Here is a 13,993-nt window from a genome sequence, read left to right as displayed (position 1 = left end):
CCCATGGGGATCAAGCGTTCGATCCCCGCTTTGCGCTTCCCTCAGTCCTTCCAGGCCCACCAGAGCTGAGCAGGCGGGATATTCCACCATTCCATATCGTGTTCGATGTTCTGCCAATGTGGGGTCAGGAAGTTTCGTACATTGGGGTTGTATTGATAGACGAGGAAGGCGCCGCCGGGGCGCAAAATCTCGTGCGTTGCCTTGGCGATTGCATCGCCGATGCCGTCGGGAAGTGTCGAAAAGGGCAGACCGGAAGCGATGAAATCGGCATGCTCGAAGCCATTGTCGCGAATGATTTTCTTCACGTCTGCAGCAGAACCAAGTACGGCTACGAACCGCGGGTCGTCGATCGTCTGACGCAGATAGCGGACGAAATCGGGGTTCGTATCGATCACGATCAATTTGCCGTCTGGCCCCAGGCGATCGAGAATCGGTCGCGAGAAGGTTCCCACACCCGGCCCATATTCCACGAACAGACGCGTGTTGGCCCAATCGACGCGATCGAGCATTTTGCGAATCAGCCGGCCCGAAGACTGCGCGACCGCGCCAACCATGACCGGGCGCTTGAGGAATTGCTGCAGAAAGAACATCCAAGGCGAGGGCACGCCGGCGGGGCGGCTGCGGCGGGCGCTCCGGCGCTTTGCTGCGGCAGTCGAAGGGGGCATGGGCTTCCTTACGAGAAATGACGTTTCAAAGACATCGCCTGCGCAAAATCGCGCGAACATGCAAGCGAGCCGCGTCAAAACCTGCATCCCGCCGGCCTGCGGACGTATCAACGCGGGAACGGTCAATTGTTGCCGCGCCCGGCCCCGCGAACCGTGACCGGCCTCTATGAAATCCGCAGGGACCCGGCTACACCTGTAAACATGACATCGCTCGACAAGCCTCCGGTCGGTACCTCGACGGTGAAATGGCGTTTCCCCGATATCCATCCTGAAGGCCGCAAATATGTGCTGATCGCCGCGGCGGTCGCACTGGTTAGCCTTTGGGTGTGGGACGTCCTCACCTGGCCCCTGATTTTCCTGACGCTGGGCGTCGCTGCCTTTTTCCGCGATCCTGTGCGCGTAACTCCGTTGGAAGAAGGCGTGCTGGTCGCTCCCGCCGACGGGCTCATCACCATGATCGAGCGGGTTCCGCTGCCGCGCGAACTGGCTGGCCCCCATGCCTTGGGTGATGCCCCGATGGTGCGCGTGTCCATTTTCATGAGCGTGTTCGACGTGCACGTAAATCGCACGCCGATCACCGGCACGATCCGGCACGTCATCTACATCTCCGGCAAGTTCATGAACGCCGACCTGGACAAGGCGAGCGACGAGAATGAGCGGCAGCACATGGTGGTAGAGGACCGGGACGGGCTGCGTATCGGCTTCACCCAGATTGCGGGGCTCGTCGCGCGGCGGATCGTCGCGTTCGTCAAGCCAGGTGATATGGTCGTGGCGGGCCAGCGCATCGGTCTCATCCGCTTCGGCAGCCGCGTCGACGTCTTTCTGCCAGAAGAATATGCGGCGCAGGTGATTCTCGGCCAGCGTACGATCGCCGGCGAGACCATTATCGCGCGGCGTAACGCCTCGAGCGCCGCCGGGGTGGCGCAATGACGGACCCGCGCCCGCGCGTCCGGCGCGGGCCTTCCCGGCGACGCACCCCGGCGTTGCCGCGTGGCATTCCGCTTCGTGCGGTGCTCCCCAACGCCGTAACCGCCCTAGCGCTCTGTTCGGGCCTGACTGGTATTCGATTCGCCTTTCTAGCAAATTGGGAAGCGGCGGTACTGATGGTGCTGGCGGCGGCTGTGCTGGACGGCATCGATGGGCGAATCGCTCGACTGGTTCGCGCGGAAAGCCGCTTCGGTGCGGAACTAGACAGTCTTTCCGACGCGATCTCCTTCGGCGTCGCCCCGGCGCTGATCCTGTATCTGTGGTCGCTGGAAGAACTAGGCCGGCTGGGCTGGCTGGTAGCGCTGCTGCATGCGCTGTTCTGCGCGCTTCGCCTCGCCCGCTTCAACGCCCAGATCGACGTCGCCGAGCAGCCGCATAAATCCGCCGGCTTCCTCACTGGCGTGCCCGCACCCGCAGGCGCTGGTCTTGCACTTACGCCGCTATACCTCTGGCTATGGACGGGCGAGTCCGCGACGCGTTCACCGATTCTGGTAGCGGGTTGGATGGTCCTGGTAGCGATTCTGATGATTTCGAGTATCGCAACCTTCGGGCCGGCCATTCGCCTGCGTCAGCAGGTCCGGTTCGAAGCGATTGCCGTCTTGGTCGTGCTGGCTGCGGCACTTGTATCGGCGCCATGGACGACATTGGCTGTCGTCGCGCTGGCATACCTCTTCACGATCCCGTTCAGCGTGCGCTCGTATCGACGAGTCAAGCTGCTGCGGGCAGCTGATGCGCTCTCGGCATCCGAGCCGGGAACGTCCGCGCCCTGATCCGCGTCAGGCGCGGCGTCGGCGCGGGGGCCGCAACAGATCCGTAACTAGCAGATAGCTCGCGAAAGCGGCAGAGTTGCACACGAAGGCTGGTGAATAGCGTCCAGCTAGAGACCGCCAAGGCGACGCCGAACAGAAAAAAGACAGCGAATCCAGTCATTACCCGGCTCCTGATCTTCAACGCCGATCCCAGCGGAACCCAAGAAACCCGAACTCACCAGAGTTCGGCCTGTTCCGCTGACCGCGTTATGATCGCTTTATGTTCCATCCATGTTCTCACGTCAAGGGATGTTCCATTGATGTTCCAGCTTGTGCGTTCCGCTGGAATCGACTAAGCGGCCCCCCTCAACCCCGCATGGGAAGCATCATAACCCGGTGTTCGGAGCGATTCCGAATTCCCGCTTCCCAGAGGACCAACCGGAAGGAGTTATCCCTATGGCGGCACCTGTCGTCACCATGCAGCAGCTGCTCGAGTCGGGCGCGCACTTCGGTCACCAGACCCATCGCTGGAACCCGAAGATGAAGCCCTACATCTTCGGTGATCGCAACGGCGTTCACATCATCGACCTGTCGCAGACCGTTCCGCTCTTCGCCCGCGCGCTCGAGTTCGTCAGCTCCACCGTCGCCGCCGGCGGCAAGGTGCTGTTCGTCGGCACCAAGCGCCAGGCGCAGGAACCGATCGCCGAGGCCGCGCGTCGTGCGGGCCAGCATTTCGTCAACCACCGCTGGCTGGGCGGCATGCTCACCAACTGGAAGACCATCAGCAACTCGATCAAGCGCCTCAAGACGCTCGAGGAGCAGCTGTCGGGCGACACGCATGGCCTCACCAAGAAGGAAGTGCTGCAGCTCACCCGTGAGCGTGACAAGCTCGAGCTCTCGCTCGGCGGCATTCGCGACATGGGCGGCATCCCCGACATCATGTTCGTGATCGACGCGAACAAGGAAGAGCTGGCGATCAAGGAAGCCAACACCCTTGGCATCCCCGTCGTCGCCGTGCTCGATTCGAACGTTTCGCCGGACGGCATCGCATTCCCGGTTCCGGGCAATGACGACGCCAGCCGCGCCATCCGCCTCTACTGCGAAGCCATCGCCATCGCCGCGACCCGTGGCGGCCGCGAAGCGCTGATGCAGCAGGGCTATGACTTCGGTGCTGCCGAGCAGCCGCCGGTCGAGGAAGCCGTCGAAGGCTGATCGCCCGCGTCATCGAACCGTAATCGGGGCGGGGCAGGGCGCACGCACTGCTCCGCCCGACTTTTAACTGAGGAATAGAGACATGGCCGAGATCACTGCAGCCGCCGTCAAGGAACTCCGCGAAAAGAGCGGCGCCGGCATGATGGATTGCAAGAAGGCGCTCTCCGAAACCAACGGTGACATGGAAGCCGCTGCCGATTGGCTGCGCGCCAAGGGCCTCGCCGCTGCCGCCAAGAAGTCGAGCCGCACCGCCGCCGAAGGCCTGGTCGGCCTGGCCGTTGCCGGTACCAAGGGCGTTGCCGTCGAGGTGAACTCGCAGACCGACTTCGTCGCCAAGAACGAGATCTTCCAGAACTTCGTCCGCGAAACGACGGCGCTGGCGCTGGAGACCGGTGATGATGTCGCCGCGATCAAGGCTGCCAAGATGGCGTCGGGCCAGACCGTTGACGAGACGCTGACCGCCAACATCGCCACGATCGGCGAGAACCAGGTGCTGCGTCGCGCCAAGAAGGTCGAAGTCGCGAATGGCGCGGTGATACCGTACGTCCATAACGCAGCCGCGCCTGGCCTCGGGAAGATCGGCGTGCTCGTCGCGCTCGAATCGGAAGCCGGTGTCGACGTGCTCGAGCCGCTGGGCAAGCAGCTTGCGATGCACATCGCTGCCGCCTTCCCGCTGGCGCTGGACGAGAGCGGCCTGGATCAGGACGTGCTCGCGCGTGAGCGTGCGATCGCAGCCGAAAAGGCGTCCGAGAGCGGCAAGCCCGCGGAAATCATCGAGAAGATGGTCGATGGCGCGGTGAAGAAGTTCGCCAAGGAAAATGCGCTGCTCAGCCAGCTGTTCGTGATGGATGGCAAGACACCGGTCGCCGACGTCGTCGCGAAGGCTGCGAAGGACGCGGGTTCGGCAATCGTCCTCAAGGACTATGTCCGCTTCCAGCTCGGCGAAGGCATCGAGAAGGAAGAGAGCGACTTCGCTGCCGAAGTGGCGGCGACGGCCGGCCTCACCAAGTAATCGAAGACGCCGGGACTCGCTGCGCCGTCTGCGTATCCCGGCATCTCCGCTTGTTCGCGCGGCGCGGCTCCTCTAGGGTCCGCGCCGCTTCGCTGTCCGCTTGCCAAACAGGAATTCCATGACCGCTCCGAGCTTCCGTCGCATCCTTCTCAAACTATCCGGGGAGGTCCTGATGGGTCAGGGCCAGTTCGGCATCGATCCCGAAACCTGTGAGCGCGTCGCGCTGGAAGTGAAGGAGGCCAAGGACAGCGGCCTGGAAATCTGCATGGTAGTTGGTGGCGGCAATATCTTCCGTGGCCTTGCCGGCGCGGCGCAGGGCTTCGACCGCGCCAGCGCCGACTATATGGGTATGCTGGCCACGGTGATGAACGCGCTGGCGATGCAAAATGCTCTGGAGAAGGTTGGGGTAGATACCCGCGTTCAGTCGGCGATCCCGATGGCGAGCGTGTGCGAACCCTATATCCGCCGCCGCGCCGAACGGCACATGGAGAAGGGCCGGGTCGTGCTGTTCGCCGCGGGCACCGGCCTGCCGTTCTTTACGACGGACACTACTGCCGCGCTGCGCGCAGCGGAAATGAACTGCGATGCCTTGTTCAAGGGCACTTCGGTCGACGGCGTGTATGATGCCGATCCCAAGAAGGTGCCGACCGCGACCCGCTATGACACGCTGAGCTACGATCGGGTTCTCGCCGATAATCTGAAGGTGATGGACGCTTCCGCGGTGGCGCTGTGCCGGGACAATCACATACCGATCGTCGTTTTCAACATCCGTGGCGAGGGGAACCTCGCTTCAGTGCTTCGGGGCGAGGGCACCTCGACCATCGTCCAGAGCGCGAACGCCGCATAACTTTCTTCTCAACGGATCTTACAAGGAGAGCCGAAAATGGCCGCTTACGACAAAGCAGACCTGGAGCGCCGCATGGCCGGCGCCGTGGAATCGCTCAAGAGTGACCTCGTCGGTCTTCGTACTGGCCGCGCTTCCACTTCGCTGCTCGATCCGGTGACCGTCGAGGTTTATGGCGCGCAGATGCCCATCACCCAGGTAGCGACTGTCTCGGTCCCTGAACCGCGCATGCTTTCCGTGCAGGTGTGGGACAAGTCGAACGTCGGCCCGGTCGACAAGGCGATCCGTTCGGCCGGCCTCGGTCTCAACCCGATCGTCGACGGACAGACGCTGCGCCTGCCGATTCCCGACCTCACCGAGGAGCGCCGCAAGGAACTCGCCAAGCTCGCCAATCAGTATGCCGAGAAAGCCCGCATTGCCGTGCGGAACGTGCGCCGTGACGGCATGGACAATTTGAAGACCGACGAAAAGAAGGGCGTGTTCGGCGAAGACGATCGCAAGCGGCACGAAACCGAGGTCCAGAAGCTGACCGACGCTACCATCGCCGATATCGATGCGGCGGCGGCTGCCAAGGAAAAGGAAATCCTGGGCAAGTGATCCGCCCCGGCATTTCTGTGGCTGCGATCGAGGCAAGGCGCAGTGGCCGTTAAGTTGGCCTCTGCCTCCGGCGGTGAAGTGCTGCCGCCCCGGCATGTCGCGATCATCATGGATGGCAATGGCCGCTGGGCGAAGAAGCGGCTGCTGCCGCGCATCGCGGGCCATCGCCAGGGCGTCGAAGCGGTGCGCCGGGTAGCGCGGGCCGCCCGCACGCTCGGCATCGAGGTGCTGACGCTCTACGCTTTCTCCTCCGAAAACTGGCGTCGTCCAGAGGAGGAGGTCGGCGCGCTGATGGGGCTGCTGCGCCAGTTCCTGGCCAGCGAGCTTGACGAACTAGTGTCAGAGGGTGTCCGGCTGCGCGTCATCGGTGACTGGCGGCAGCTGTCTCCGGATCTTGCTGCCCTGATCGACGGCGCGATCGCGCAGACCGCCAACAATCCAGGGCCCACGCTGGTGATCGCGTTGAACTACGGCGCTCAGGCAGAGATCCTTGCAGCAGCGCGTCGCTTGGCCCAGCAGTCGCGCGAGGGGACGGTGGATCCGAGCGCGATCGACGAAGCCCGGTTTGAGAGCGAATTGGAAACCGCCGGCTTGCCGCCGCTCGATCTGCTGATCCGCACCTCGGGCGAACAGCGCTTGTCGAATTTCCTGCTGTGGCAGGCAGCCTATGCCGAATTGCTGTTCGTCGACACGCTTTGGCCCGATTTCGATGAGCGGACGCTCGCCGATGCGCTTGCGCAGTTCGGGCGGCGCCAGCGGCGTTTCGGCGGCCTGTGAGCAAAAACTCTGATCTGCCCAAGCGTGCCGTAGTCGGGCTGGCGCTGGTGGGCTTGGCGCTCGCTGCACTATGGGCTGGCGGATATGGCTTCTGGCTGGTCGTCGCTGTGATGGCGATCCTGATGATCGGCGAATGGGTATTGTTGGCGGGTGATCAGGATAAGCGCCGGCTCTCACAATATGTGCTGAGCGTGCCGCTCGCGATCCTCAGTCCTGCGGCGGCAGGGCCCGGCTTTCTGGCGCTGGGCATGATCTTTGGTGCCTTCTTCTTCGTCGCCATCGTCACGCGCAACAGCAAGTTGGCATGGGGGCAGGTCTATGTCGGGCTGCCGGTTCTCGCCTTGTTGCTGCTCCGGGAGCATCCGCAGGGGTTCGCCGCAACGCTCTGGACGATGGCAATGGTGTGGGTGTGCGATAGCGGCGCCTATTTCGCCGGCCGCGCGATCGGTGGCCCCAAGCTGGCGCCCGATATCAGTCCGAACAAGACCTGGGCAGGGTTCATCGGTGGCCTCATTGCGTCGATTGGATTTTCGGCGGCATTTGCTTGGCTGGCGCCCGGTTCGGCGATCGGCTGGTGGTTGGTTGCGGTTGCGCCCATCGTTGCGGTCGCCTCGCAGGTCGGCGATTTGTACGAAAGCCATCTGAAGCGCGTTGCGGGGGTCAAGGACTCCGGCAATCTGCTGCCGGGCCATGGTGGCGTTCTCGATCGGCTCGACGGGCTTGTATTTGCGGCCCCCGTCGCCGTGCTGTTTTTCGCGATCCATCATCAGGTGGTTCTGGGAGATTTCTGGTGGTGAAGCGCGTCACGGTTCTTGGGGCGACGGGATCGGTGGGCACGTCGACGCTCGATCTGATCGAGCGCAATCCGCACGCCTTCGAGGTTTTGGCGCTAACCGCGAATTGCGATGTCGATAAGCTAGCCGCCGCCGCGATCCGCACCCGCGCGCGCCATGCTGTGGTTGCCGACCAGACGTGCCTGCCGAAACTGAAGGAGCAACTGGCGGGCACCGGAGTGCAAGCGCTGGGCGGTGCCCAGGCGGTGTGTGACGTCGCGCGGATGGGCGCCGATTGGACGATGGCGGCGATCGTCGGTTCCGCCGGGCTGAAGCCGGTCATGGCGGCGCTGGAAACCGGCGGTACGGTGGCATTGGCAAATAAAGAATCGCTCGTGTCGGCGGGCGAGGTGATGATGGCGGCGGCACGCGCGCACGGCGCTACGCTGTTGCCCGTCGATTCGGAACATAATGCAGTGTTCCAGTGCCTTGATCGCACGGCGCCCAAGGGCGTCCGGCGAATCATCCTCACGGCCAGCGGCGGCCCATTCCGCGCGACGCCCAGGGAAGCGATGCGCGATATCACCCCCGCACAGGCGGTGGCGCATCCCAATTGGTCGATGGGCGCGAAGATCTCCGTCGATTCGGCGACGATGATGAACAAGGGGCTCGAACTGATCGAGGCGTTCCACCTGTTTCCTGTCGCGGCCGAGCAACTGGCGGTGTTGGTCCACGCCCAGTCGGTGGTGCATTCGATGGTAGAATATGTGGACGGATCGGTGCTCGCGCAGCTTGGCACGCCCGATATGCGCACGCCGATCGCCTATGCGCTCGCCTGGCCCGATCGCATGGAGACCGCCTGCGCGCCATTGGATCTTGCCGCCGTCGGACGGCTCGACTTTGAAGATCCGGACCTGGATCGCTTCCCGGCGCTTGCCCTTGCGATGAGCGCGCTGAAGGCCGGCGGTGCGCGCCCCGCGATCCTCAACGCCGCCAATGAAGTCGCCGTGGCCGCCTTTCTTGCTGGCCGGATCGGATTTCTTGAAATTGCCGCAATCTCTGCCGATACGCTAACGCGCTATGACCCGGCTGCACCCGACACGCTCGATGCCGTATTGGCGATCGATGCGGAGGCGCGGCGTTACGCGGTTGAGCGAGTGAAGGACTGCGTCGCTTGATCCAGACACCCGGCTTCCTGTTCACCGTTCTAGCGTTCGCGCTGGTGATCGGGCCGCTCGTTTTTCTGCACGAGTTGGGCCACTATCTGGCCGGCCGCGCCTTTGGCGTGAAGGCCGAGGAATTCTCCATCGGGTTCGGGCGGGAAGTTGCCGGCATCACTGATCGCCGCGGTACCCGCTGGAAGTTTGGCTGGCTGCCGCTCGGCGGTTATGTGCGGTTCGCCGGCGACATGAACCCTGCAAGCCAGCCGTCGCCCGAATGGCTACAACTGCCGGCGCGCGAACGGGCGCAGACCTTCCAGGCCAAGCCGCTCTGGCAACGTGCAATCATCGTCGCGGCCGGGCCAATCGCTAACTTCCTCGTCGCCATCGTGATCTTGTCTGCCTTCGCAATGCTGTTCGGGCAGAACCGGACGCCGTCGGTCGTCGGCTCGGTTGTGCCCGGCAGTCCGGCCGCGATGGCCGGATTGCAGCCCGGCGATCGCATCGTGGCGCTGGGTGGGCGTCCGGTCGCGACCTACACCGATATGGTGCAATATACCCAGCTGCGGCCCAACGAGCCCGTTCGCATCGAACTGGTTCGCGGCGGCGCGACGCGAAGCCTCGATGCAGTGATCGGCACGCGCCTTGAGCGCGACCGATTCGGCAATGAATTCCGCATCGGGCAGCTCGGTATCGGTGCCGCGCAATCGGTGCAGGTGCCGGTGAGCGTGCTGGAAGCGCCCTTGGTGGGCCTGCGCAGTACCGCAGATATCGTGCGAATGACGGTGGATGGCCTGGGGCAGATCCTCACGGGCCGTCGCTCCGTTTCCGAGCTGGGTGGCCCACTCAAGATCGCGCAGGTTTCGGGCGAACGATTGTCTTTGGGGCCGATCGAATTCGCGTTCCTGATTGCGCTCGTCTCCATTAATCTCGGATTCATCAACCTGTTGCCAGTCCCGGTGCTGGATGGTGGTCATCTCTTGTTCTACGCAGTCGAAGCGGTACGCCGGCGCCCGGTGGAGCCGTATGTGATGGAATGGGCGTTTCGCGGCGGCCTGATTGCGATCCTCGCGCTCATGCTGTTCGTTACACTCAATGATTTGGGCGCTTTCGGTGTGTGGAAAAATCTCGCCGGCTTGATCGGCTAAAGGGGTTCGGGCAGGGCGGCTTGATGCTCCGCGCGAACTTACATTGAATTTGGATTCCGACTGGGGTGGGATGGTGACTGCGATTAAGGCAAGCAATTTAGGCGCGCGGGCGACGGCGACGCTGTTGGCAGGTACGATCCTGTCGGGGCTGGTGAGCCCGGCGTGTGCGCAGACCGCACCGCAGCCGGCGCCCGCCGCTCCGGTCACGCCCGCGCCCGCCGCCACGCCGGCAGTGGCGCGAACGATCAAGTCGTTGCGGGTCGAAGGATCGCAGCGCATCGAGCCTGAGACGGTGCTCAGCTACACGCGGCTACGGGTTGGCGACAGCTATACCAACGAAACCGTCGACCAGGCGATCAAGGACCTTTTGTCGTCGGACCTTCTCGCCGATGTGGCGATCGAAGGTGTCGAGAGTGGCAACCTGGTGATCCGCATTCGCGAGAACCCGGTGATCAACCGCGTCGTGTTTGAAGGCAACAAGCGGCTGAAGCAGGACAAGATCGACAAAGAGATCAAGCTTCGGCCGCGTCAGATATTTACGCGAACGGCCGTGCGCGCCGACATCGCGCGCATCGTCGAACTATATCGGCGCCAGGGTCGCTTCGCGGCGCGCATCGAGCCGAAAATGGTCAGTCTTGACCAGAACCGCGTCGACGTGATCTTCGAAATCCATGAGGGCCCGAAGTCCAAGGTCCGCCAGATCAATATCATCGGCAACGACGTATTTTCGGACAAGAAGCTGCGCGGGCAGATGGCCACCAAGGTGGCCAGTCTGACGCATCTGCTCAGCTCCAATACCTCGTATGACCAGGACCGTCTGGCATATGACCAGATGAAGCTCCGCCAATTCTACCTGACCCAAGGCTATGCCGATTTCCGGGTGATCTCGGCCGTAGCCGAGCTGACGCCGGACAAGAAGGACTTCATCATCACCTATGTGGTGGAGGAAGGTCCCCGCTACAAATTCGGCCCCGTGACGGTCGACAGCGCGATCCGCGATTTCGACGACAAGAAGCTGGCTGCGGCGCTGCCGATCAAGGAAGGCCAATGGTATGATGCCAAGGCCGTGGAAGACACGGTTGAACAGCTGAGCGAAACCGCCGGTCTGTTCGGCTATGCCTTTGCAGATGTTCGTCCGGATTTTCAGCGCAACAAGGATGCGTTGACGATGTCGATGAACTTCCACATCGGCGAGGCGAACCGGACTTATGTCGAACGCGTAGACATTACCGGCAACCGCCAGACGCAGGACAAGGTGATCCGTCGCGAAATGCGTGTTGCGGAAGGTGATGCTTTCAACACCTTCTTGGTCAAGCGATCGCAGGACCGCATCAACAGTCTCGGCTATTTCCAGGACAAGTTCGAGATCGAGCGCAACGAAGGCTCGTCGCCCGACCGCATCGTGCTCGGCGCCAACGTCGAAGAGCGGCCGAACGGCGAACTGACGCTTTCCGCCGGCTTCTCCAGCCTCGAGCGCTTCATCCTGCAGGCTTCGATCCGCCAACGCAACTTCCGCGGCATGGGGCAGACCGTCAGCATTTCCGCTGATTATTCCAGCTATTCGAAGTCGGTTGAGCTCGGCTTCACCGAGCCCTATCTGTTCGATAGCAATATCGCCCTGGGCGGTACGGTTTTCCGTCGCGACTACAACAGCTTCAACTTCCTGCAAAATAACACGCGCAACACGACCTATCGGCAAATTTCGACGGGTTTCCAGCTCGTGGCGGGCCTGCCGCTCACTGAATACTGGACGCTGTCAGGCCGTTACTATCTGTCGAAGGACGATGTGACGCTGGACGAAGCGCAGTTCTACACGAACGGTCAGTGCGACCCGATCCGGGCAGGCCGCTACTTTTGTGACTCCGTCGGCAACCGACTGACCTCGCTGGTGGGCGTGTCGATGATCTATGACAGTCTCAACAGTCGCCTGCGTCCCACCCGCGGCCAGCGCGTGTCGTTGGGAGTGGACGTGGCCGGTCTGGGCGGCAATGTCCGCTACATCCGCGGGAAGGCGAATGCGGATAAGTATTGGGGGTTGGGTAGCGGCTTCGTCTTCTCGCTGAGCGGCGAGGGCGGCGTGATCAAGAGCCTCGACGGCTCCGAAGTCCGCATTATCGACCGCTTCTATTTGGGCGAACCGCAGTTCCGTGGGTTTGACATCCGGGGCGTCGGCCCGCGTGTTCAGCGCTTCTTCTATACGGGAGATGCGGCGAGCGGCACACAGGTGCTGAACAGCGCGCGCGACCAGTTCGTCGACGACGCGCTGGGCGGCAAGGCTTACTACCTCACCAAGGCCGAACTCGAGCTCCCGCTGGGATCGGGTGCAGCGGAGCTCGGCCTGCGACCGTCGGTCTACATCATGGCGGGTTCGCTGTTCTCGATCCGCAAGCCGACGATCAACAATTTCTTCATTCAAGCCACGGATTCCAGCGGGAAGCTCTTGTACAACACCGATGGGTCGCCGACCTATCTGCAGCCCCCGCTCAACGATACCGACGGTACTCCGCTGTACCAGGTCACGACCGGGACCTATCAAGGTCAGGTCACCCGGTGTACGATCGGTTACGCTGCGTCGGCCGGCGATCCTTGCTTGGGCACCTCGGTCAACACCCGCGCGCTCAACTCGACTGCACCATTTTACGAGGTATTCCGTGGCAGCACGGCCAGGCCGCGCATTTCGATCGGCTTCGGGGTCAACTGGAATTCGCCGTTCGGCCCGTTGCGTATTGACATCGCCAAAGCACTGCTCAGCCAGCCGGGCGACGACAAGAAGCTTGTTACTTTCAACGTAGGGACCCAGTTCTAATGATGAAGCACCGTGTATTCGCGGCGACGTTGGCTGCCTCGGCGGCGATGATCGCCGCGCTCCCGGCATCGGCCCAGGTCGCCGGCATTGCCACCGTCAATCAGATGGAAGTGATCACCCGCTCCAAGGCGTTCACCACCGCCGAGACGCAGCTCGATACCACTTACAAGCCGGTGCGCGATCAGATCCAGGCCCGCCAGACCAAGTTCCAGACCGACGCGCGTCCGTTGCTGACCACGATCGACACGAACAAGGACGGCCAGGTTTCGGAAGCCGAGGAGCAGGCAGCCTCTGCCCGCAAGGATCCGAACTACACCCAGCTCATGACCCTGCAGACGCAGGCGAATGAAGAGATTCAGAAACTGCAGATGCCGTCGATCCTGGCGGAGCTGTTCGCGTTCGAGAAGATCCTGCAGCTGTACGATGCCGCGCAGATCGGCGTGGTGAACGCCCGCAAGATCAACGTGATCCTGCAGCCGGAAGCGATTGTGTACGCACCGGATGCGGTCGACATCAGCGACGCCATGGTTGCTGAGTTGGACAAGACGCCGACGGTTGCGATCACCCCGCCAGCCAATTGGCAGCCGCAGCAGCGGACCGTGCAGTTCCAGCAGCAGGTGAACGAACTGAAGCGCCGCGCCTACCAGATGGCGGCGATGCGCGCGCAGCAGCAGCAGCAACAGGGCGCCGCCGCCGCGCCGGGTGCCGCCGCACCTGCGGGCAGCGTCCCGGCGGCGCGCCCCGCCGCTACCACCACCCGTCCGGCGAAGCCTGAACCGCGGTGAGCGAGGCAGGGCAGGGGGGCAGCAACATCGGCCCGCTCGATATCGGGCGGGTGATGGCGGCGCTGCCCCACCGCTTTCCCATGCTGCTGGTCGATCGCGTCGAGGAACTCATTCTCGACCAGTCGATCGTCGCGGTGAAGGCGGTGACGATCAACGAGGCCTTCTTCCAGGGGCATTTCCCCGGGCGTCCGATCATGCCGGGCGTGCTCACTGTCGAGGCGCTGGCTCAGGCGGCAGGCGTGCTGGCGGTCGAATCCCTGGGACTGGCCGGCTCTGGCAAGCTCGTCTACTTCATGGCGATCGACAACGTGAAGTTTCGCAAGCCGGTGGAGCCGGGCGTATTGCTCAAGCTTCACGTCGAATTCGTGCAGAAGCGCGCGCGCGTGTGCAAATTCGCCGGCAAGGCACTGATCGACGGCGAACTGGCGGCCGAGTGCGAGTTCACCGCCATGATCGCCGATCCGCCGAGCGCCTGATC

General features: G+C 63.1%; 14 protein-coding genes. 13 read left to right on the top strand and 1 reads right to left on the bottom strand.

The window, feature by feature from the left end; all coding sequences use genetic code 11:
• Positions 1 to 41: 41 nt before the first annotated feature.
• Entirely contained in the window at positions 42 to 665 is a 624-nt protein-coding gene (locus B215_RS0109405; RefSeq protein WP_026009126.1) for a class I SAM-dependent methyltransferase, read from the bottom strand.
• A gap of 201 nt (positions 666 to 866) precedes the next feature.
• Between B215_RS0109405 and B215_RS0109400 the strand changes: the two genes are divergently transcribed.
• The 13 genes from B215_RS0109400 to fabZ all read left to right on the top strand — a co-directional run bounded on the left by B215_RS0109400 (position 867) and on the right by fabZ (position 13,991).
• Positions 867 to 1,595, top strand: coding sequence for a phosphatidylserine decarboxylase (locus tag B215_RS0109400; protein WP_019369397.1), 729 nt, complete (start codon positions 867 to 869; stop codon positions 1,593 to 1,595).
• Positions 1,592 to 2,422 (top strand): CDP-diacylglycerol--serine O-phosphatidyltransferase, encoded by an 831-nt coding sequence (pssA, locus tag B215_RS0109395; protein ID WP_026009125.1) that lies wholly within the window; start codon positions 1,592 to 1,594, stop codon positions 2,420 to 2,422. Before B215_RS0109400 ends, pssA begins: the two co-directional genes overlap by 4 nt.
• 435 nt (positions 2,423 to 2,857) lie before the next feature.
• Entirely contained in the window at positions 2,858 to 3,613 is a 756-nt protein-coding gene (gene rpsB / locus B215_RS0109390) for a 30S ribosomal protein S2 (protein WP_019369395.1), read from the top strand.
• A gap of 82 nt (positions 3,614 to 3,695) precedes the next feature.
• The gene (gene tsf, locus B215_RS0109385) at positions 3,696 to 4,625 is read left to right on the top strand and encodes a translation elongation factor Ts (protein ID WP_019369394.1); all 930 of its coding nucleotides are present in this window, start codon (positions 3,696 to 3,698) and stop codon (positions 4,623 to 4,625) included.
• Positions 4,626 to 4,743: 118 nt separating this feature from the next.
• Entirely contained in the window at positions 4,744 to 5,472 is a 729-nt protein-coding gene (gene pyrH, locus B215_RS0109380) for a UMP kinase (RefSeq protein ID WP_019369393.1), read from the top strand.
• Positions 5,473 to 5,508: 36 nt separating this feature from the next.
• Positions 5,509 to 6,066 (top strand): ribosome recycling factor, encoded by a 558-nt coding sequence (gene frr / locus B215_RS0109375; RefSeq protein ID WP_019369392.1) that lies wholly within the window; start codon positions 5,509 to 5,511, stop codon positions 6,064 to 6,066.
• A 108-nt stretch (positions 6,067 to 6,174) separates the two neighbouring features.
• A complete protein-coding gene (gene uppS, locus B215_RS0109370) occupies positions 6,175 to 6,843 on the top strand; it encodes a polyprenyl diphosphate synthase (protein ID WP_050990162.1) in 669 nt (222 codons plus the stop codon).
• Positions 6,840 to 7,640 carry a phosphatidate cytidylyltransferase gene (locus tag B215_RS0109365; RefSeq protein ID WP_019369390.1) on the top strand — a complete coding sequence of 267 codons (801 nt, stop codon included), beginning with the start codon at positions 6,840 to 6,842 and terminating at the stop codon, positions 7,638 to 7,640. Before uppS ends, B215_RS0109365 begins: the two co-directional genes overlap by 4 nt.
• Entirely contained in the window at positions 7,637 to 8,794 is a 1,158-nt protein-coding gene (locus B215_RS0109360; RefSeq protein ID WP_026009124.1) for a 1-deoxy-D-xylulose-5-phosphate reductoisomerase, read from the top strand. The genes B215_RS0109365 and B215_RS0109360 overlap by 4 nt, the downstream gene beginning before the upstream one ends.
• Positions 8,791 to 9,924, top strand: coding sequence for a M50 family metallopeptidase (locus B215_RS0109355; protein WP_019369388.1), 1,134 nt, complete (start codon positions 8,791 to 8,793; stop codon positions 9,922 to 9,924). Before B215_RS0109360 ends, B215_RS0109355 begins: the two co-directional genes overlap by 4 nt.
• Before the next feature lie 70 nt (positions 9,925 to 9,994).
• Positions 9,995 to 12,730, top strand: a complete 2,736-nt coding sequence (bamA, locus tag B215_RS0109350; protein ID WP_019369387.1) for an outer membrane protein assembly factor BamA — start codon at positions 9,995 to 9,997, stop codon at positions 12,728 to 12,730.
• A gap of 2 nt (positions 12,731 to 12,732) precedes the next feature.
• Positions 12,733 to 13,515, top strand: coding sequence for an OmpH family outer membrane protein (locus B215_RS0109345; RefSeq protein ID WP_236704443.1), 783 nt, complete (start codon positions 12,733 to 12,735; stop codon positions 13,513 to 13,515).
• Entirely contained in the window at positions 13,512 to 13,991 is a 480-nt protein-coding gene (fabZ, locus tag B215_RS0109340) for a 3-hydroxyacyl-ACP dehydratase FabZ (protein ID WP_019369385.1), read from the top strand. Before B215_RS0109345 ends, fabZ begins: the two co-directional genes overlap by 4 nt.
• The last annotated feature ends 2 nt before the right edge of the window (positions 13,992 to 13,993 follow it).

Source organism: Sphingomonas sp. ATCC 31555 (assembly GCF_000282895.1).
In the GTDB taxonomy this organism is placed as follows: domain Bacteria; phylum Pseudomonadota; class Alphaproteobacteria; order Sphingomonadales; family Sphingomonadaceae; genus Sphingomonas.
Note: the sequence above shows the minus strand (reverse complement) of the source record. Positions and strands in the feature narration are given on the sequence as shown.

Coding starts and splice junctions, on each gene's coding strand:
- tsf (WP_019369394.1), top strand. CDS start 3,696: ATGGCCGAGATCACTGCAGCCGCCGTCAAGGAACTCCGCGAAAAGAGC.
- uppS (WP_050990162.1), top strand. CDS start 6,175: ATGGATGGCAATGGCCGCTGGGCGAAGAAGCGGCTGCTGCCGCGCATC.
- pssA (WP_026009125.1), top strand. CDS start 1,592: ATGACGGACCCGCGCCCGCGCGTCCGGCGCGGGCCTTCCCGGCGACGC.
- pyrH (WP_019369393.1), top strand. CDS start 4,744: ATGACCGCTCCGAGCTTCCGTCGCATCCTTCTCAAACTATCCGGGGAG.
- bamA (WP_019369387.1), top strand. CDS start 9,995: ATGGTGACTGCGATTAAGGCAAGCAATTTAGGCGCGCGGGCGACGGCG.
- B215_RS0109400 (WP_019369397.1), top strand. CDS start 867: ATGACATCGCTCGACAAGCCTCCGGTCGGTACCTCGACGGTGAAATGG.
- frr (WP_019369392.1), top strand. CDS start 5,509: ATGGCCGCTTACGACAAAGCAGACCTGGAGCGCCGCATGGCCGGCGCC.
- B215_RS0109405 (WP_026009126.1), bottom strand. CDS start 665: ATGCCCCCTTCGACTGCCGCAGCAAAGCGCCGGAGCGCCCGCCGCAGC.
- B215_RS0109345 (WP_236704443.1), top strand. CDS start 12,733: ATGAAGCACCGTGTATTCGCGGCGACGTTGGCTGCCTCGGCGGCGATG.
- rpsB (WP_019369395.1), top strand. CDS start 2,858: ATGGCGGCACCTGTCGTCACCATGCAGCAGCTGCTCGAGTCGGGCGCG.